Genomic DNA, 19,261 nt, shown 5'->3' on the forward strand with positions numbered 1-19,261 from the left:
TTCCTTCAATGACAATGGGCTACAATGCTGGGATTCAAAAGCGTGCAAATGAAAAATAGGCTCTGTTTAATCGTAACGTTTAAAATCAGAGACCGATGAAAGGTTTAGCATAAGACAACCCCGACTGACTATTAGATTTAGCCCAAGCTGCTGAAGTTTGAGCCACAGTTTAGCAAGCGGTGAATACTGAGGTGCAAAAGCGTTACGGACTAGGTGGATTGATGTTGCAGACTATTCTAATGTGGGGCAGCGCGATAAGGCTTTAATTTTTCATAAACGTAGAAAATAGCGCTTTTCAATAAGGTTAATTGCACCTTCCTCGGCCAAAGGATACACTGCGCCACCGCGTGCAGGTATGCACTTATACAGATTGCACTTATGCAGCGTAAAACCGGTGTGCACTGAGTACCACTGTTAATAACCCGTTCGACCGAAATAGACTGAGAATTGGCTGCCATGGCTCTAGCCCCCCACGCTGTACATCGCTTATATGAATACCGTAAATCAATATCGACTAAGCCCTTTGGCGCCCGCGGTAAAAAACTGATCCGCTGTCATTTTTGCCTATTGGGCGAGCAATTTTGTACCTGTTCACTGCGTAAACAGTTGACCACTCAGGCCAGTTTTCTGCTACTGATGTATAACGATGAGGTTTTAAAGCCGACCAACAGCGGTCGCTTAATTGCCGATCTTATCCCGGATACCCATGCCTTTCTCTGGTCGCGCACCGAACCCGCCCCTGAGTTGTTGGCACTATTGGCTTCAAGCGACTATCAACCCTTTTTAGTCTTTCCGGCACAATATGCCGACCAAGGGCAAACCGTATTGACTGAGGTGCCCATGGCCAGTCTTGCCGAGGGGAAACGGCCTTTGCTGATCATGCTCGACGGCAGCTGGCGTGAGGCGATTAAGATGTTTCACAAGAGTACTTATCTGCAGGGCTTGCCTATGCTGTCCTTCGACCCCGACACCTTAGCCACCTATGCCTTACGTAAGGGCAGCCATGACTTTCAATTAGGTACAGCGGAAGTTGCCTCGCTGGCGCTGGCGGCAATGGGCGAGGAGGCCAATAGTAGGGCATTAACGGCTTGGTTTGATCTGTTTGTGGAGTCCTCATTGCTCGGGCGTAACCGCCGCTGCCGCGAGGATATTCTGCCTATCAGCGAGTTTACCGATGCCTTCGAAGCGGCGTACAGTGCCGCAAACCCTGTCAAGCTGTAAACCTTTATTCATTCGCCCCAAGCGTACTCGCTCGTTTGGGGAGGGTGCTTTCCTTGTAAACGCCTTTAAATTCTCGCTTTAGCATTCCCGTCACAAATCATTGAACTTATTGATTTTAAAATTTCAATTTTATCCCGTTTGCCTTACACTGGTTTTGCATTGGTCACAGGACGTTACCTAGAACCGACTAAAATTGTTCAGACCACTTTGCCTATGCGAGTGGTTCCACTGTCTTTAGAGTGCGGGATTCGCATATGCCTCAACCATCTGTTACAGCTCGTTTTTTTGTTCCACGCTTAAGCTCATTTCCCCTTTATCTGAGTGGTGTTTTGCTCTGTATCTCTGTGAGTGGCTGCCAAGAACCCGACATCAAAATCTCCCCCAAAATGGTAGTGGTGGAAAAAGTCACCACGGCAACCGTGCCACTCTATGGCAATTATATTGGGGTGACCCAAGCTTCCTTAGACGTAGAAGTTCGGGCTCGGGTCGATGGCTTTGTGGAGGAAAAACGTTTTGTCGAAGGCAGTGCGGTGAAGGCGGGTGAACTGCTGTATCAGATTGATAATAAACCCTATGTAGCAGTGGTGAATCGTTTAAAAGCCAAACTGTCCTCACAGCAGGCGATTCTCGATAAGGCCGAGCGAGATGTGAAACGCTTAAAGCCGCTGTATGAGCAGGATGCCGCCAGTCAACTCGATTACGATAATGCGCTCTCCACTTTGGCGCAGGCGCGTTCTAACCTCACCGCGAGCCGCGCCGAGGTGGAAGAAGCCGAATTAGAACTGAGTTATACCGAAATTAAGGCGCCGATAGCCGGACTGGTGAGCCGCTCCGAGGTCGATATTGGCGCACTCGTGGGCAGTAAGGGTCAATCGCTCCTAACACGCGTCAAACAAGTCGACCCGATTTATGTCAGCTTTAATATGTCGGCGCTTGATTATTTGAATGCCCAGCGCCGCCTCACCAGTTACTCGGCGAAAAAGGAAGCCGAGGTTGAAGGTAAGGCGCTCGCGGGATTTGTGCGGATAACGCTCCCCGATAGCAGTGAATATCGCTACCTCGGGGATGTGAGTTTTACCGATCCTCAGGTAAACCCTAACACAGGCACCTTTGAGGTGCGCGCCATTCTGCCCAACCCTGAGAAGGAGCTGTTGCCCGGCCAATATACCAATGTGCGGATTAAACTGTCCGAAATCCCCAATGCGATAGTCATCCCGCAAAAGGCCACCCAAGTGGATCAGGGCGGGGTATACGTGATGGTGGTATTGCCCAATAACACGGTCGAGCGGCGCTTTATCGTGATCGATCATCAAGGGATTGAAGGTGTGGTGGTTAAAAGTGGCCTCAAGGCGGGGGAAATGGTGATCACCGAAGGCATGCACCGCGTACGCCACGGGCAAATTGCCGAGCCGTTAAGCGCGAAGGAATACGCCGAGAAGGAAGATGAGATGTCAAAAGCCGAGGCACTTAAGCGCCAAGCCTTGGAGCAGCAAAAGCAGGAGCAAAAATAATGGCGCAGTTTTTTATTAATCGGCCGATTTTTGCCAGCGTCATCTCTATCGTTATCGTGCTGCTCGGGGTGATTGCGATGTTTAAGCTGCCCGTCGATCAGTATCCTTACATCACGCCGCCACAGGTGACCATTTCTGCCTCATACCCCGGTGCGAGCTCTACCACCGCCGCCGAATCCGTCGCCACACCACTTGAGCAGGAAGTGAATGGTGTGCCCAATATGATTTACATGAGTTCTAAGAGCACCAACTCGGGCAGTACCAGTGTGACTATCACCTTCGATGTGGGCACCAATGCGGACTTGGCGGCGGTGGATGTGCAAAACTCCGCTCAGCAAGCTTCGGGTGGATTGCCAATCGATGTGCAAACCGAAGGGGTGACTGTCTCTAAAGATGCGTCGGTGGAATTACTAAAACTGGCGTTAACCTCGAATGATGAAAGGTTCGATGAGATTTACCTGAGTAATTACGCCACCATTAATATCGAATCGGCGCTTAGGCGGATCCCCGGCGTGGGCCGCACCCGTAACACGGGTTCACGCAGTTATGCGATGCGGATTTGGTTAAAACCCGATGCCATGGCGGGGTACAGCTTAACCACCACAGATGTGATCAACGCCATCAAGGCACAAAATAAAGAATCCCCCGCAGGCACCATTGGTACTCAACCCAATAATGACGATATCAGTTTAACCTTGCCCATCAGTGTGGCGGGCAGATTAAGCTCGGTGCAAGCATTTAACGAGATCATAGTGCGCGCTAATCCCGACGGCTCCATTATCCGGCTGCGGGATATTGCTGGCGTAGAACTCGGCTCATCCGCCTATACGTTGCAATCCCAGTTAAACGGTGAAAATGCCACCATCTTACAGGTGTATTTGCTTCCCGGTGCCAATGCCCTCGAGGTGACCCATAAGGTGAAACAGGCGATGGCCGAACTGTCGCAAAAGTTTCCCCAAGGGATGAAATGGGAAGTGTTTTATGACGCGTCCATCTTTATCCAAGAATCTATCGATGAGGTGATCCACACCCTCATCGAGGCCTTGGTACTGGTGGTATTGGTGGTGTATTTGTTCCTGCAGAATGTGCGCGCCACTTTGATCCCCGCCATTGCGGTACCGGTTTCCTTGATTGGAACCTTAGCGGCCATGTTGGCCTTTGGTTTTACTATTAATACCGTGAGTTTACTCGCGCTGGTTCTCGCCATCGGGATCGTGGTCGATGATGCCATTGTGGTGGTCGAAAACGTGGAACGGTTAATCCATGAGAAGGGCATGAGTGCAATCGATGCGACTCGGATTGCGATGAAAGAATTGTCGGGCGCATTGGTTGCCACCAGTTTAGTGCTCTGCGCGGTATTCGTGCCCGTATCATTCTTAGCGGGGATCACCGGCATCATGTACCGCGAGTTTGCGGTGGCGATTACCGTCGCTGTGTTGATTTCGACCCTCGTGGCGTTGACCTTAAGCCCCGCACTCTGCGCCTTATTATTAAAACCCAGCAAGGCACCTCAGCGGGGATTCTTCCATTGGTTGAATCGCAAACTCGACTTGGGGACCAATCAATATGTTGGCTTAGTCGCTTTAACCAATAAATACGCCAAACGCAGTTACTTAGCTTTTGCGATTATGTTTGGTGGCACCTATTTCATCATGTCCCATTTACCGAGCAGCTTTATGCCCGATGAGGACCAAGGTCGATTCTTTATCGATATGACATTACCCGATGGTTCTACGGTGAATCGTACCGAGGCGATTTTAAAGAAAGCCGAGCAATATGTGCGCGCCAATCCCGCCGTGGCCTATTCATTTACACTGGCAGGGGAAAACCGCCGCTCGGGGGCGAATCAGGCCAACGGCCAATTTGAAGTGGTGCTTAAGCCTTGGGCCGAGCGCGAAGCCAGTCATGCCACGGTACAATCTGTGATGAAGGCGATAGATAAGGATCTGAAAAACGTCTTAGAAGCTGAGTTTAACCTGTATCTGCCATCGGCCGTCCCCGGTTTAGGCAATGGCTCTGGGGTGGAAATGCAGCTCCAAGATACCTCAGGCACCCATTTTGATGGCTTGATTGAAACCGCCAACGAATTAGTCGAGCAGCTAAAGCTGCAGCCTGAGGTTGCCAGTGCCAGCGTGTCGCTGCAGAGCGCAATCCCGCAATTGCATTTAACGGTCGATGAGGCAAAGGCGATGGCGATTGGGGTGAATGTGGGTGATATCTACAGCACAATCAAAACCTTAACCGACTCCTCAACCGTGAATGACTTTAACCTCTTTGGCCGAGTGTATCGAGTGAAGATCCAAGCGGAAGAGAGTTACCGTCAATTCCCGCACCAAATCAAAGATTATTATGTGCGCTCATCGAGCGGCGCTATGGTGCCGATTGGTGTGCTGGCTAAGTATGACTACACGGTGGGGCCATCTTCGGTGACCCACTACAATTTATTCTCCAGCGCCTCCATCAATGTGACACCCGCAACGGGCTACGCCACTGGCGATGTTATCCAAGCCATCGAGCGGGTCGCAACGCCAATCCTGCCCGATGAGTTTAAATTCGAATGGACAGGCATTACCTACCAAGAGGTGCAGTCGGCAAACCAAACTGGCATTGCCATTGGGTTAGCCCTGTTATTTGTATTCCTGTTTTTAGCTGCGCTCTATGAGAGTTGGAGTATCCCGGTGGCGGTATTGCTGATCGCGCCCATCGCACTCTTAGGTGCGGCGGTCACGACCTTAATCAGTGGTATGCAGAGTAACTTATTCTTCCAAGTGGCCTTTATCGCCTTAATCGGCATGGCGGCGAAGAATGCGATTTTAATTGTCGAGTTTGCCAATCAGTTGCACCAGCAGGGGCGGACGCGTATTTCTGCGGCGCTCGAAGCGGCGACCATGCGTTTTAGGCCGATTTTAATGACTTCAATGGCGTTTATTCTTGGGGTGTTACCGCTGGTGTTATCCGAAGGACCAGGGGCCGTGAGTCGACAATCAATTTCGTTGCCCATCCTTGGTGGCATGGTGTTGGCAACCACCATAGGTATAGTGTTTGTGCCGCTGTTCTTCGTGACGACTGCTGGCTGGGTAAAAAAGAAAACCGTTAAACAACCTATTAAAACAAAAGAGGAATTACTCCTAGATCAAGAAACCGTTGAGGAGGTGAGCCGTGGTTAATCGCCTAACTCTATCCGACTCTCAATCAACGGCGACTCAGCCTTGGATACAGCCCATTTCGTTTGTTTTTCGTTTGCGCGTAAAGCCGCTTTATCTAGGGCTAGTGACGGCATTCAGTGTTGCGGGTTGCGCCATGGGGCCAGATTACCAGCGACCAGAGCTGGCGTTACCGAGTCAGTACCAAGCGCAAATATTGTCGCAAACCACTGCCGAGCAGGGAAATGTAAAGGACGTCTCGGCCCTCTCTTGGCGGCATTTTTACCAAGATCCCGTGCTGATTTCCTTGATTGAACATGCGCTGGCGAACAATCTGGATCTGCAAATGGCGCAGTCGCGCCTGCTCGCCGCCCGTTCAAAAATGACTGTGGTCGACAGTGCGCTTTGGCCAGAAGTCTCGGCAAATTTAGGCTATGAGCGCAGTCTCGATAGCGGTGCAACCAGTAAGGATCCCAGCCCGACTACCGCTGTGGATCTGGCGGGCACTGTGTCGTGGGAGCTCGATCTATGGGGTGCCAACCGCAGGGCGAGCGAGGCCGCCATGGCCGATTATCTTTCGGAGGTTGAAAAGCTCAGGCTCACCTATGTCAGTCTTATCAGTGATATTGCCAGCCGTTATTACGAATGGCTCGATATCGAGCAGCGTTATAGTGTGTCTATCGACACCGTGGGCTTACGGCAGAAGGAGCTGGATATCGCTAAGCTTCGCCATGCCAACGGCGTGATTTCGGGCCTCGATGTGCGTCAGGCAGAAGTTGAGCTGCAGAGTACGAAAGTGACCTTGCCGACATTAGACTATGAAAGAAAATATAAAATAAATCAGCTGCATATCTTGCTCGGTGAATACGATTACGCTTTACCATCCCCGCAGGGCTTACCCGAAAATATGGGGTTACCCTATGAGCTCAGCGCAGGCGTGCCCTCCGAATTACTGACGTTAAGGCCCGATGTCAAAATGTCGGAACAAGCAATGATAGCCGCCAATGCACAAGTGGGTATTGCCAAGGCGGCGTTTTTTCCTAAGTTCACCATTTCGGGCCAATATGGCCGGGAAAATAATCACCTTAAGGATATTTTCGATAGTAATGGAGTGACTTGGTCGCTCCTTGGCGGCATTAGTGCGCCGATATTTAATCGTGGGAAAATTGCCGCCGAATACGATATCGCCACCGAAGAGGCGAAGCAGTCGATGCTAAGTTATCGCAATGTGGTGTTGACCGCTTATTTTGATGTGAACGATGCGCTGAATAATCTTAAACGTGCCCAAGAGGCCATCAAAGCGCAAAGGGAATTAGTCCAATCTTCATCAGCTTATGCGCGTCTTGCACGGCTGCGTTACCAAAATGGTGTCGCTACTTCGTTGGATTTAATGGATGCGCAGCGGCAATTATTTAGCGCCCAATTAGCCTACAGCGAGATCTTAAGAGATAAACAATTGGCTAAAATTGCCCTGTACCGAGCCCTGGGTGGTGGTGCCGTCAGTGAATAAAAAATCCCCGCATGGCGGGGATTTTTATCGGGGTTCGGTGGGGGGAATTAGACCGCCACTTCTTTACCATCGAGTTTGCGGATCACTACCGTTGCCGCACGTGGGCGTAGCACGGTACCAGCAGGCGTTATTTCGGCGGCATTATTCGAATACGGCCAGTTACCTGGATGCTGAATGTTGGCAAAAACCGAAGTGTAATCGGGGCTAATAGCAAAGCCTGTGACTTCGCAATCGTTTGGTCCGACAAAGAAACGCTTCAATTCCATTTGGTTTTCGGCCGTCACACTCGCTTGCTTGTTAGCACTGTCGACTAAGGTTGATGGCACAATTGCCAGCATTTGATCGTTAGTTTCTTCGGCGACTTCTTTGGCACCATTATCGGTTTGCACCCATAAAATCCCGCGGGCGTCGAAGGCCAATCCATCGGGGCTGGCGAATTGGTTTAGATCCGTTAAGCCCGACAGGTTGGTCTCGGCATTGCCATCACTCGGTGAGCCAAAGACAAAAATATCCCATGTGAATTCAGTGTCTTTATCACCTTCATCCCAACGAATAATATGTCCAAAGGTGTTTTTAAGTCTGGGGTTGGCTGGGTTGGCTTCGGTACGTTTAGAGTTGTTGGTCAGGGTTAAATAGGCTGAACCTGTGAAGGGGTCTACCGCACACCACTCTGGGCGATCCATAGGCGTTGCGCCGACTAAATCCGCCGCCCCCGCGGTATTTAAGATAATCTCGGCCAGACTGGCAAAACTATCACCTAGGGTTTTGCCATCAGTCGTTTGGCTATCTAAGGTCAAAGGTAACCAGACACCACCGCCATTTTCGTTAAACTTAGCGGCATATAATGTTCCTTCATTCATATACTTATCACCCATTTGCAGGCGATTTGAGCTGTTGGCATCCTGTGGATCCCACACCGCATTCGACACAAATTTATATAAGTATTCGAATTGAGAATCGTGGCCAGAGTAGAACACCACAGGTTTACCTTCGGCTAATTTTCCGAAGGTACAACCCTCGTGGCGGAAGCGGCCAAGGGCAGTCCGTTTGATGGCGCGTGAACTTGGATTGTAGGGGTCAATTTCAACGATATAGCCGTGGCCATTGGCCTCGTTGCGATAATCATCTTGTGCACTATTGCCCTTAGGCGTGACATCAAAACGCGCGAATTCATCGAGACGTTCCTCGGCATGACCCGCTAAATCATCCCAGCCATAGCGAGTGCTGCTTTTGCTGATCCCGATACGCGCTTGATCGGCGGCTAAAGTGCCACGGTTGGCAAAGTAACCAGGCCAGTTTTCTTCGCAGGTCAAATAGGTGCCCCAAGGCGTGTAACCATTACCACAGTTATTTAAGGTGCCACGAGCCTGACTGCCATCGGGCGAGTAGCGGGTTTCGAGTAACGGTGAATAGGCGAGGGGGCCGGCGATATCCATCACTGTTGCGCCGGTAAAGCGGCGGTTATGGCTGTCGTTGTAAACAACTTCCCATTGATTATTAACGAGTTTAATTCTAACCACCGACACGCCGTGGGCATTAATTTCCTTACGGATCTCATCGATAATGGTCCGTAATCCAGTGGTTTCATCCACGGTTGGGCCATTTGGATGCAGGGCTATCTCATCGATATATTCATGGTTGATACAGAGTAAACCGTCATCGCCTGCGTCATTCAATGGGAAGAAATGCATACCATCATGGTGCATACCGACGGAGTTTGCTTGGTCATCGGCGGTATTGCTGCCATCGGCTTTCCAAGGCGCGGCCTTAGAATTTAATGGTGTTCCCCAAGGGGCGAGTACTTGTGCGCTGTAACCTTCGGGTACCACAACCGCATCCAAGCGAGCACCAGCGACGGATGTGAAGTTTAATTTGGCGCTACTTTGAGTCGGTGGCAGTGGCGGCACGGGATCGATAGGTGTTGGGGCAGGGGAATTGTCCGAACCACAACCCACTAATCCCATGCCTGCGAAGGCGGTCATCGCACCTAGGCCTAATCCGCTTTTAACAAAATTACGGCGGGATAAATGTTTATCCAACACTTGATTAAAAGGTTCGTTATTACTTTTATTATAAAGTGTCGGGTCAAAGGTGGCCTTGCTCATATTTTATTCCGGCTAGTTCGATGAATTAAATTTCGAACCTAAGCCTAAAGTAGCAATATGACACTAAAGCTGAGTTTATATGACAGTAATACTGCAATATGTAAAACTTATTGTTTATTAATTTTATCTTAAAAATTACAGTGTTTTTTAATCAATAGATAAAAAGAGAGTTGTTAATTAAGAGATAATATTGCGGTTAATCTTCTTTCGGTTTTAAGTAATGACGCAGTGAACGGGGATCCGTATGTCCAGTTCTAGCCATGATATATAATGTATCTTTATTATTTTCATGTAGTTGTGTAACACAACCGCTACGCAAACTGTGGGCGCCATAATATTGCGAAGGTAATCCCGCTTTTACACAATATTGTTTAATGATCCGATAAATATCATCACCATTTAAGAACCCACTATTTCTGACTAATGATGATTTGCAAGTGACTTTATCACTTATCTGATAGGGTCTTAATGTTTTACCGTCACGGGAAATGGAACGAAATAGATGCCCGTCTGTAATTTGACTCTCCTTTAGCCAGTCCTTAACGGCATTATATGCAGCAAAAGGTTCTGAGTCGGGTAAATTCTTCCATTCCCTTAGTCCCTGTTGATTGCTTTTAGAAAATGGCAGCCGTACTTTTAATTTGTCCCGCATAAAACTTAAATATTGTACTTTTAAATTGGCCAATTCTGAGCGGCGAAATCCGCCCTGTAGTCCAAGTTGAATAATGGCTTTATCCCTTGAGCGCAGCAGTGGATGGGGTTGTTGCTCTATCGCTTGGATCAATAACTCGACCTCATCGTACATGATTGGTTGCTGATCATAATCTTGGACTTGCCTATGGTGATTACGACTAAGGCCGCGCATCACACGGATCACCAACGGGTGTTCGGTGGGGGATGGAAATCCTGCTTGAATATGATAGTAACGGATCGCGGCTAGCCGAGTCGTTAAGGTTTGCTTTGAAAGCTGAGTCCCACTGCTTGCTTGGAGCAATTCTTTTTGATGACCGATAAAAGAAATAATACTGCGCGGATCGGCGGGTAAGGACTGCAGCTGATGCGCCACGCAATATTGTTCAAATAGGCCAAAGCTGGTCCGATAAACCCGACGGGTATTGATGGAGATTTCGTATTCAGTTTCAGCGGCCGCGTTAAAAAAATCACTGTGAACCGATTGGGGCAGTGAGCTTTCCTCAAAAAATGGCGTATCCATTTTTTTATCGCTTGCTGTGAAATTCGATGCTATGCCAGAGGAACGGCTAGGAGCACTTCCACCTGTGGAATAATGGATAATCGATTTAGACATGGAAGTATTTTATGGCCGATAAAACTGGCGCAATTATACGTAAAAGCAGCCTTTATCTACCAGTGATAATCGTTATTATCACTGGTAGAGCAGTTATTTGTATTTTAATTAATCGTATCGGTCAAAAAGAAAGCATTATTTAAGATGGAGGGGTAGGCAAGGCGGGCTCAATACGAATTAAATGTATAAGGTGGACTCAGATAACAGATTAATAAGCGATAAAGATGAACTTGGTTAATTGGTTGTTATTTCGTCAATTACAGCTGTGCTAGTTAAATTTGGCGAGAAAACAACCTGCATTTATTTTGCTAGTTGGCTAACTGTGTAGGTTAGTAGCTATATTTTTAAAAGATGGTTTAACCATTTTATAAGGTTGAAAAGTAGCAGAAAAATTTAACTTATGATTTGCTGATGTAAAACTGATATCGATTTAGCCATGCTAAAACAGGGGATTAGAGGACAAGAGAACTACGAGCTCCATCTCGTTTGTTTGTGGAGTGGAGCGTTTAACCTTGTGCTGTAAAAATGAACCTATAAAATGGTGTAACCATTCTTTTAATCTATGTTGTTTGTCGCTATCATAACTCTATTCATAAACCATTATTAGAAAGTATAAAACGATACCAATGACGACAAACACGCTATGGGAATATCATCATGCCGCGCCTACCGCGGGCCGAAAATTATTACTGTTAGATAAATCTGAATTAGTGTTTGCCTTGCCGTTAATTTATCGCATGGTTCATCCCGAAAGTGTCACTGAGCGGGCAGAGTGGTTTCAGTTAAATCAGTCTCAATCCAGTTATACCGAATTAATTGCTAATTTAAATTTACTGGTTCAACTGCGCAAAAAAAATCAGCCCGTTGACCAACAACTACAATCTGTAAATCGAATGCTGAATCAATATTTCAGTGATTTGGGCTGGCGCATGGTGCGAAAAGAACTTTCACAAATTAAAAAGCGCCAAAAGAAATCCCACATCGAAGTCAGTAAAGATATTATTTTACGTTTGAAGCGTTATATGGAACTCGAACGTTTGGACAGTTTTGATCAAGCGCTCGATACGTTATTATCGGAACATGCCGCGGCCGTAGCTGCCATGGCTGAAGACGAGAGTCAGGTTTAAAATATTCGTGTGTGTTTTTAACCTTAGCGTACGTGACTTCTTGCGGGTGTCACATACACTCAAAGAGAGGAAGCTTAAGCGTGAATATAGCTAATTCGCTGCTGCCACCTCTTAGTAACTTTCTATTTTTGATGAGTTTTATACAGGGAATAGCATGTCACAGCATAGAACTGTTGCCGTCCTTTGCCGCGTGGAGCCAGGGTGTTTGGGGCCCGATGGACGTGAGCATATTGAAGCTTTTTGTGCCTTAGCACAGCAAGCTATGAAGCTTTTTGCCGCCGATATGGTGACTTGGACGCTAGTGCCCCGTTACGATAAAACACTGCCAGAAATGGAATACAGTATCGCCAACAAAAGTTTATCTCGCGTGCAAGTGACACAGTATTTCAATACCTTAGGTCAAGATGTTGATACCTTTGAAGAAGCCTTCAACGACAAACTCACCGCCTTTATCAATTTATATTTAGCTAGAAAATCATAGCGGCACGCTTACTCGCATTCACTCGCCCATTCATCTGTTTGCGTGGTCGCCACCGCCGCCACACTTGTGGTGGCATAAGGATTTGTTTATGTCTTATTCAATAACGCCGTCAGCGAACGCCGCGGATTATGCTTCTTTATTACAGCAACAGTTTGGTTTTGATGGGTTCAGGCAAGGGCAACATGAGGTTGTCTCGCAGTTGTTGTCGGGCCATTCGAGCCTTGCTATTTTTCCCACCGGCTCAGGAAAATCACTCTGTTATCAATTTACCGCTCTGCAACTTCCCCATTTAACCTTAGTGGTGTCACCCTTGCTGGCGTTGATCAAAGATCAACTGAGTTTCCTGCATGGGAAGGGCATTAAAGCGGCAAGTATCGACTCAACCTTAACGCCTGAATTAACCCAACAGGTCATGCGTGATGCTCGCTCTGGCGAGTTAAAACTCCTGATGGTATCGGTTGAACGTTTTAAAAATGAGCGCTTTAGGCAATTTATTCAATCAATTCCTATCTCTATGCTGGTTGTCGATGAGGCGCACTGCATCTCGGAATGGGGACATAATTTTCGCCCCGACTATTTAAAGCTTCCCGATTATCGCCGTGAATTAGCAATTCCATTGGTGTTGTTACTCACGGCGACCGCGACACGTAAAGTGAAACTGGATATGGCGGCGCGTTTCGATATCAAGCCACAACATATTGTTCAAACAGGCTTTTATCGTTCAAACCTTGACTTGACCGTCTTACCTGTAGCGAGCCAACACAAACTGACAGCACTGCAAGAACAACTTAATCTCTTTACTGGTGCGGGGATTGTGTATGTGACTTTGCAGCATACTGCGGAGGATGTTGCGGCGAAACTGTGCCAAATGGGCTTTGATGCGAGTGCCTATCATGCGGGGTTTGAGGATGAAAAACGTCAGCAAATTCAGCAGGATTTTATGCAAGGTAAGATCCGCATCGTGGTTGCGACTATCGCCTTTGGTATGGGCATAGACAAAAGCAATATTCGCTTTGTGGTCCACTACGATTTGCCTAAATCCATTGAGAATTATTGCCAAGAAATTGGCCGTGCAGGAAGGGATGGCCAGCTCTCCCATTGCGTGACCTTGGCCAATTTAGATGGCATAAACACGGTCGAAAATTTTGTTTACGGCGATACGCCGGAACTGGCCAGTATTACTGCCGTGATTGATAACATTCGCGAAGAAACCCATAACGGACGTTGGGAGCTGCAACTTCATCAGCTATCAAATGTGAGTAATATCAGGCAGCTTCCCCTTAAAACCTTGCTAGTTCAGCTTGAAATGATGGGCGTGATTAAGCCGCTATATGCTTATTACGCCGATATCAGTTACCGTTTTATTGAGCCACAGGCGCAGATCTTGAGCCAGTTTTCCCCCGAGCGTCAGGCATTTTTAAATGACATTTTTACCCATACACAGATGAAGCGAGTATGGGGCAGTTTAGATTTTTCCGCGCTCTACCAAGCCACAGGTGCGGAACGTACTCGAGTATTAGCGGCGTTAGAATATCTTGCCAGTCAACAACTTATCGAATTGGAAGCTAAGCGAGTGACGGATGTCTATCAAGTAAATACTGAGGTGTTAGCACAGGGGCATTTAGCCGACGAACTCCATCAGTACTTTACCGACAAAGAGGCGAAAGAAGTCGCCCGTATTGCCCAGTTAGTCCGATTTTTTGAGCTAACGACTTGCTTAAATTACAATTTGGCCCGCTATTTTGATGATAACGCCGCGCCTCAATCCTGTGGTCATTGCAGTGTATGCCGTGGCCAATTGGCTAAATTGGCGTATTCCGAAGTGCCAAAGTGGCCTGATGATGCGCAGCTTAAGGCCGATTTGCATGAGCTGGCGCGTACGGCGGAGTCGAAAGGTTTAGCTTCATTATCCTTAGATACTCAATGCCGGTTTTTGGCCGGCATGGCATTACCGCTATTTACTCGTCTGCAAGTACGGAAATTATCGGGTTTTGGTCGCTGCGAACACCTCAGATATGCAGAAATTAAAGCTAAATTAGCGCAGTTAGCTGACGCAGCTTGCTGATATAAAGGGCATATCTTGTGAGATATGCCCTTTATATCACCGCAGTAATACCATTAAATAAACAACTTATATTGATTCGCGTTTATTTAGCGTAGTGATATGTTGAATCGACTTTCCAGGTTCTAAAGCGCAGCTCTGTGCCTTCTGGTAGATAAAATACCTTAGGCAAACGGCTGTCGTAACGCATTTTAAGTTCACCTGGAATGCGGACAAAGGCTTCTTTTTTCGCCATATCTAAACAGGCCATCATAGTGCTTGGGCCTTCTGATACTTCAGACACTTGATAATAGCTATAACCCCAGCCCTTAACCGAGAGTTCTTTTAACTCGCCGTTCAGACCATGCTTATTACAGTCGACTAATTGGGTCTGGCCAATTTGGATTTCAACCATGTAATCGTCTTCATTTTCGAGTTTAGGTAAGGTCAAAATATGTTGCACCATACCCGCCTCAGGCGCAGGAAACATTTTCGTGGCTTCTTGCTCGGCATAATTTTTATGGTTAAAACTTGCGACACTGATCATAGGTGCATTTAATCCCGTTGGATGTGGTGGGCTCACTGCTGCGGCATTAAAAGACAGTAATGCGAAGGCAAGGGGAAGTGCCGCAGTGTTAAATACGTGAGTCAATTTCATAATAGTCTCCTAGTGATGTTGATAAGGCCTAGCACAGATGGTTGTATCATCATTTGCTGTATTCCTATCTTTGTAAACGCAGTTGCAGCAAAAAAGGGTTAATCTTTTTGAAAAAAAATTTCAAAAAAGATCGGTATTTTCTACAACCTTATGAAAATAATAGCTTTTAAAACTTAATCTATGCGTAAATTTCTAGCGTTATGATAGCTTCGTCGCGGTTAACCTGAGCTGAATAGCGCGGGAATATCCACCGAATGATTGATGGGGATATCTCTAAACGGCTTAATTTGTTGACTATAATCTGTTCAGAAACAATCAATATCGGGTTGAAATAGGGCATGAATGAATTTGAGCCATGGGATCAAGAAACGGTTGAACAGATTAAACAGGATCCGACCATTCTCAAGTTATTGGCCAAATTACCGCCACACGTTGCCGACAGTTATACAAAAGAACAATTAATGGGGATACGTGTGGCCTTGGGGGATAGAACTTGGGGTAAACACTTTATAGATAACCGAGGTACGTTTGCGCTGCCTTTTATTAAATGGCGCTTTTATTATGTCTTTCTTTTAGGCAAAAACAGACGTGCTTATACACGCCGAGAAAAACGCTTCTCCTTGGTTATGTTTAGCCTGTTCTTTATTGCTTTTATCTTGCTGTGTACCTTGTTCGGCCTCTTGCTGTTATATCTGCTCAAATCGGCGCTCGGTATCGATTTATTACCCGAAACCTCACTCGGGATCTGGGATTGGTTTAAAGACACCTTCTTATAAATGGCTTTATACCAGAGCCTTAATATCTGAACTTTCATATTTGAGGCTTAATATCAGTGCCAAAGGCAAACTTAAACGACTGAGTTTGCCCTTGGCGTAGATGCCGCTCTATGCGTGCAAAACTGTCATCATGCCTTTCATTGATAGATACACCATCAATAGACAAACCATCAGTCACTAAGTTATCCGCAGATAAACCCGTAGCGTGCTGCGACCAATACAAACGCTGTAATTGTTGGTAAGCCTCGCAGGGCTGGGGTTTGGCGTTAAGGTGACTCATCTCCTGCAGCAATGCCAATAAGTCATCGAATTGATAGGCGACCTGGCCAATACTGAGCGGATCTTGACCTATATCGTAGCAATCGCGGCTCTGATTGAGATACTGCTCATGGTCAAAACGGAAGAAGAGAACAGGGATCTCAAGTGGCAGTACATCGATAAATAACGACGAATAATCGGTGATCAGCAGGTCGACACGATGCAAGATCCCATAAACATCGTCCCAATCGCTGATATCGAGTACATTGGGATAGGCACAAAACTGCGCTGCGTAGTGGCGTTCATTGGGATGCAGGCGTAACAGTAACAAGGTATCGGTATCGACTAAATGGTGGGACAGGCTTTGCCAGTCAAAGGCGGCTTGGTAGGGCGAATCGCTATTACCGCTCGTTAAATGTGGGGTCGAATGTGAAGTTAAATGTTGACTATTTTGCCATAGGGCATCCCGCCAAGAAGGGGCGTAGAGAATCACTCGGCGATAGGCCGTCGCATCCGTCTTTAAGGGCAGGGTTTGGCGTTGCTCTGGATAACGCAGATAGTAATCGGTGCGCGGATTAGTGCTGGAAAGCAGCGAATCCTCTTTTAACCGAAAGGCGCGTTGGAAACTCTCTCCGACCAATGGGCTTGGGCTTAGCATCAAACTCGGACGGACATATTCCTGATGATAACGCAGCGCCTGTAGCCCAGCTTGCCAAAGGGACTGGGTTTGATACTGGGCGGCTAACGGCCCAGTGGTGATATCAAACTCAATTTTTTTAAGTGGCGAGCCATGCCAGAGATTGATACGAATCGCGCCTGCTGCAAGCCACTGATTAATATCGCCAATATAACTATTGTACACATAGTATTTGGCCGTAAGCGCATGGTAAATGCCCAGCAGGCTCCAGCGTGAATGGGCGGTATAGCCTTGTTGCCTGAGGGCATGGATAAGGGCTTTATCGCCGCTTATCCAAATGGTTTGCATGAAGTGTGTCTGCTGCCAATGCAAAAACAGGTATTTGCTATTGTCGGCAAAACGGTTTTTGTAGCAACCCAATACCGCCTTGTTGGCGTTTCTTGGCACCAGCCAAGAGAGGGCGAAAATGCATTTCTTCACTAAGGCTAACGCTAGATTTGTGCCCATGATATCCCTCGCTTACCCATTGAGATCCTGTAACTGGGTTCTGCTTACTTGACCAATAGTGGCGTTGCCAAATTGCCCCGAGTTTGCGGTATCGCTAAGTTGGTTTTGATTTCCGTCGTGGAAATGGCTTCGGTGCGGCCTAAGTAAATCACCTGACAAAGGGTGCCGAGGTAATCAAACTTGCCTTGCCAGTCATCACCCATGCCGAAGATGTCGACATCTAACGCCACAATATCCTGAGGTTTTTGCTGCCAGTGCGTCTCGGGGATCACGACATCGACATACTTACAGGCGGCCACCATTTCGGCGCGCTGTTGATAGTTGAAAAAGGCTGCTTTGCCCTTGAGCGCATTAAACTCATCGGTCGATACGCCAACGATCAGTTTATCGCCCATGGCCTTTAAGCGCTGAAACAGTCTCACATGGCCATAGTGGAACAAGTCGTAGGTGCCATAAGTGATGATGGTTTTCATTGTCCGTTCCCCCATTCATTGGCGATATCTTGCTGGTTTGGAGTAAGTTGGTTTGCACTAAGCTTATTTGCATTGGATTGTGTTGCCGTGGTTGAGCCTGTTGAAGCCACTGAAGTTGAAAGCGAAGCGAAACACAGTTTGAGTATGTGGGACCATTGTGCTGCCTTAGGCTTGGCCAGAAACTCCTGCTCAATCAGCGCTTGTTCTTCCTCTGGTAGTTCGGCGCCAAGCAGCTGCAGCGGGCCGTAAACGCCATATTGCGGCGCGGCGTCGCTAATCGAGGCGGCTGAATGTACCTCGGGAGATTGCGCGCCTAGCAGGAACAAGCGCCCCTGACACACGTGATAGAGTTGTGGCAACAGTGCTAATCCCATGCAGGATTGCGGCAGATTGACGCGCCAGAGTGTAATGGGGTGATGCTTAATACTCAGTGCCTGCCTTGATGCGCCAGCAGTTGATAAATTGCACAGACTCCACAGCCAGAGTATTACCAAGAGTGGAACACTAAGGCCAAGTAATATCAACGCCATAAGCCGACTTGTCCATGGCACATTGGCCTGCAACTGTGGTTGGGTTGAGGCGATAAGCCTAGGGTCTTCAACCTCAATGGCGGTATTAAAGCCGACATTAATCAGCAGGTTTTTACTGATAATGCAGTTATCGACATTCAAGCCTTCACCGACAAAACTGTTGGTTAAGATCACGCTGTTACTCAAACGGCAGTTATTCTCGATAACACATTGATCGCCTATCATCAGTTGATCGTGCATATCCACATCGGGGGCTATCCAGGTTTGCTCACCAATTGCGCCCCAGGCTGCCTGTTGGTCTAATTTGCCCGTTTGCGCCTTAGCCCCAAGGTGAAAAAACTTGGCGCTTCGGCCACTTGGAATAGGACGGCCTGAGGGCACGAGTCCATCGAAGCAACCATCGCCGATCGCTAAGTTGGCATTTAAGTAGGACTCGAAGCTGTCCAACATGGCGCATTGTCCATGGAGCGGCTCCATCATGGCATTGGTAATATTTGGATCTCGCTCCAACGGCCAATCGAGCAGATATAGGTGATTACAAGCACTTGGCAATAGCAACATGCCAGGGTTGCAATCGGCCAGCACTGGCAGGACTAAATGATTGGGTCTGTTAACACTGTAATCGACAAAACGTTTGATGCAGGGGGAGCGCAATATATCGCCCCTTACCACAAGGTAGCTTTGGTCGAAATTCAGTTTTAAGCGCGACATTACGCAGTTAACAGGTTCTTGTTCTCTACTGAGGAAGTAATCAATCTTAACGCCCCAGCGGCTACCGTCGCCAAGATGCTGCTCTAAGGCTTTGGCATGGCTTGAGATAATCAGTTTTACCTCAACAATCCCCGCACTGGCGACATCTTCTAGGGTGTATTCAATCAGGGCACGGTTTCCCATGGGGAGCAATGCTGGACAGTATTGTTTATCCAGCGGCGCCAGTTCGTGTCCATGGCGATTGGCAAAAATAATGGCTTGCATAG

Annotated in this window: 15 protein-coding genes; 9 read left to right on the top strand and 6 right to left on the bottom strand. The window is 47.6% G+C overall.

Translation table 11 applies throughout. The features are described 5' to 3' along the window. Nucleotides 1–456: 456 nt before the first annotated feature. From CBX96_RS05430 to CBX96_RS05445, 4 genes are all read left to right on the top strand, one after another. Entirely contained in the window at nucleotides 457–1,221 is a 765-nt protein-coding gene (locus CBX96_RS05430) for a tRNA-uridine aminocarboxypropyltransferase (RefSeq protein WP_109285985.1), read from the top strand. Between the two features lie 254 nt (nucleotides 1,222–1,475). Further along, entirely contained in the window at nucleotides 1,476–2,732 is a 1,257-nt protein-coding gene (locus CBX96_RS05435; protein WP_109285986.1) for an efflux RND transporter periplasmic adaptor subunit, read from the top strand. Continuing rightward, nucleotides 2,732–5,899: an efflux RND transporter permease subunit gene (locus CBX96_RS05440; protein ID WP_109285987.1), complete on the top strand. Its 3,168-nt coding sequence runs from the start codon at nucleotides 2,732–2,734 to the stop codon at nucleotides 5,897–5,899. Before CBX96_RS05435 ends, CBX96_RS05440 begins: the two co-directional genes overlap by 1 nt. Further along, a complete protein-coding gene (locus CBX96_RS05445; protein ID WP_109285988.1) occupies nucleotides 5,892–7,385 on the top strand; it encodes an efflux transporter outer membrane subunit in 1,494 nt (497 codons plus the stop codon). The genes CBX96_RS05440 and CBX96_RS05445 overlap by 8 nt, the downstream gene beginning before the upstream one ends. A 47-nt stretch (nucleotides 7,386–7,432) precedes the next feature. Here CBX96_RS05445 and CBX96_RS05450 read toward each other — a convergent pair whose 3' ends face one another. Both CBX96_RS05450 and CBX96_RS05455 read right to left on the bottom strand, forming a co-directional pair. Next, nucleotides 7,433–9,490 carry a PhoX family phosphatase gene (locus tag CBX96_RS05450; RefSeq protein WP_109285989.1) on the bottom strand — a complete coding sequence of 686 codons (2,058 nt, stop codon included), beginning with the start codon at nucleotides 9,488–9,490 and terminating at the stop codon, nucleotides 7,433–7,435. A gap of 196 nt (nucleotides 9,491–9,686) precedes the next feature. After that, entirely contained in the window at nucleotides 9,687–10,796 is a 1,110-nt protein-coding gene (locus tag CBX96_RS05455; protein ID WP_109285990.1) for a tyrosine-type recombinase/integrase, read from the bottom strand. Between the two features lie 11 nt (nucleotides 10,797–10,807). On the opposite strand from CBX96_RS05455, the gene CBX96_RS21640 reads away from it, so the two are divergent. The 4 genes from CBX96_RS21640 (at nucleotide 10,808) to CBX96_RS05470 (ending at nucleotide 14,469) form a co-directional block, all read left to right on the top strand. Next, entirely contained in the window at nucleotides 10,808–10,939 is a 132-nt protein-coding gene (locus CBX96_RS21640; RefSeq protein ID WP_258294132.1) for a hypothetical protein, read from the top strand. Nucleotides 10,940–11,422: 483 nt separating this feature from the next. Next, nucleotides 11,423–11,923 carry a hypothetical protein gene (locus CBX96_RS05460; RefSeq protein ID WP_109285991.1) on the top strand — a complete coding sequence of 167 codons (501 nt, stop codon included), beginning with the start codon at nucleotides 11,423–11,425 and terminating at the stop codon, nucleotides 11,921–11,923. Nucleotides 11,924–12,077: 154 nt separating this feature from the next. Further along, nucleotides 12,078–12,404, top strand: a complete 327-nt coding sequence (locus CBX96_RS05465) for a hypothetical protein (RefSeq protein WP_109285992.1) — start codon at nucleotides 12,078–12,080, stop codon at nucleotides 12,402–12,404. Nucleotides 12,405–12,492: 88 nt separating this feature from the next. Beyond that, nucleotides 12,493–14,469, top strand: coding sequence for an ATP-dependent DNA helicase RecQ (locus CBX96_RS05470; RefSeq protein ID WP_109285993.1), 1,977 nt, complete (start codon nucleotides 12,493–12,495; stop codon nucleotides 14,467–14,469). Between the two features lie 82 nt (nucleotides 14,470–14,551). On the opposite strand, the gene eco is transcribed toward CBX96_RS05470, so the two are convergent. Beyond that, nucleotides 14,552–15,103: a serine protease inhibitor ecotin gene (gene eco, locus CBX96_RS05475; RefSeq protein WP_109285994.1), complete on the bottom strand. Its 552-nt coding sequence runs from the start codon at nucleotides 15,101–15,103 to the stop codon at nucleotides 14,552–14,554. A 338-nt stretch (nucleotides 15,104–15,441) separates the two neighbouring features. Here eco and CBX96_RS05480 point away from each other — a divergent pair, with 338 nt between their 5' ends. After that, nucleotides 15,442–15,879 carry a hypothetical protein gene (locus CBX96_RS05480; RefSeq protein ID WP_109285995.1) on the top strand — a complete coding sequence of 146 codons (438 nt, stop codon included), beginning with the start codon at nucleotides 15,442–15,444 and terminating at the stop codon, nucleotides 15,877–15,879. Between the two features lie 34 nt (nucleotides 15,880–15,913). Here CBX96_RS05480 and CBX96_RS05485 read toward each other — a convergent pair whose 3' ends face one another. From CBX96_RS05485 to CBX96_RS05495, 3 genes are read right to left on the bottom strand one after another with little or no spacing between them, the layout of a single operon-like run. Next, entirely contained in the window at nucleotides 15,914–17,281 is a 1,368-nt protein-coding gene (locus CBX96_RS05485; RefSeq protein ID WP_109285996.1) for a CDP-glycerol glycerophosphotransferase family protein, read from the bottom strand. 44 nt (nucleotides 17,282–17,325) lie between these two features. Then, complete coding sequence (locus CBX96_RS05490) at nucleotides 17,326–17,754, bottom strand: adenylyltransferase/cytidyltransferase family protein (RefSeq protein ID WP_109285997.1); 429 nt, start codon at nucleotides 17,752–17,754, stop codon at nucleotides 17,326–17,328. Continuing rightward, nucleotides 17,751–19,259, bottom strand: a complete 1,509-nt coding sequence (locus CBX96_RS05495) for a sugar phosphate nucleotidyltransferase (protein ID WP_109285998.1) — start codon at nucleotides 19,257–19,259, stop codon at nucleotides 17,751–17,753. Before CBX96_RS05495 ends, CBX96_RS05490 begins: the two co-directional genes overlap by 4 nt. Nucleotides 19,260–19,261: the final 2 nt, after the last annotated feature.

The organism is Shewanella sp. BC20, from assembly GCF_003129585.1.
In the GTDB taxonomy this organism is placed as follows: Bacteria; Pseudomonadota; Gammaproteobacteria; order Enterobacterales; family Shewanellaceae; genus Shewanella; species Shewanella seohaensis.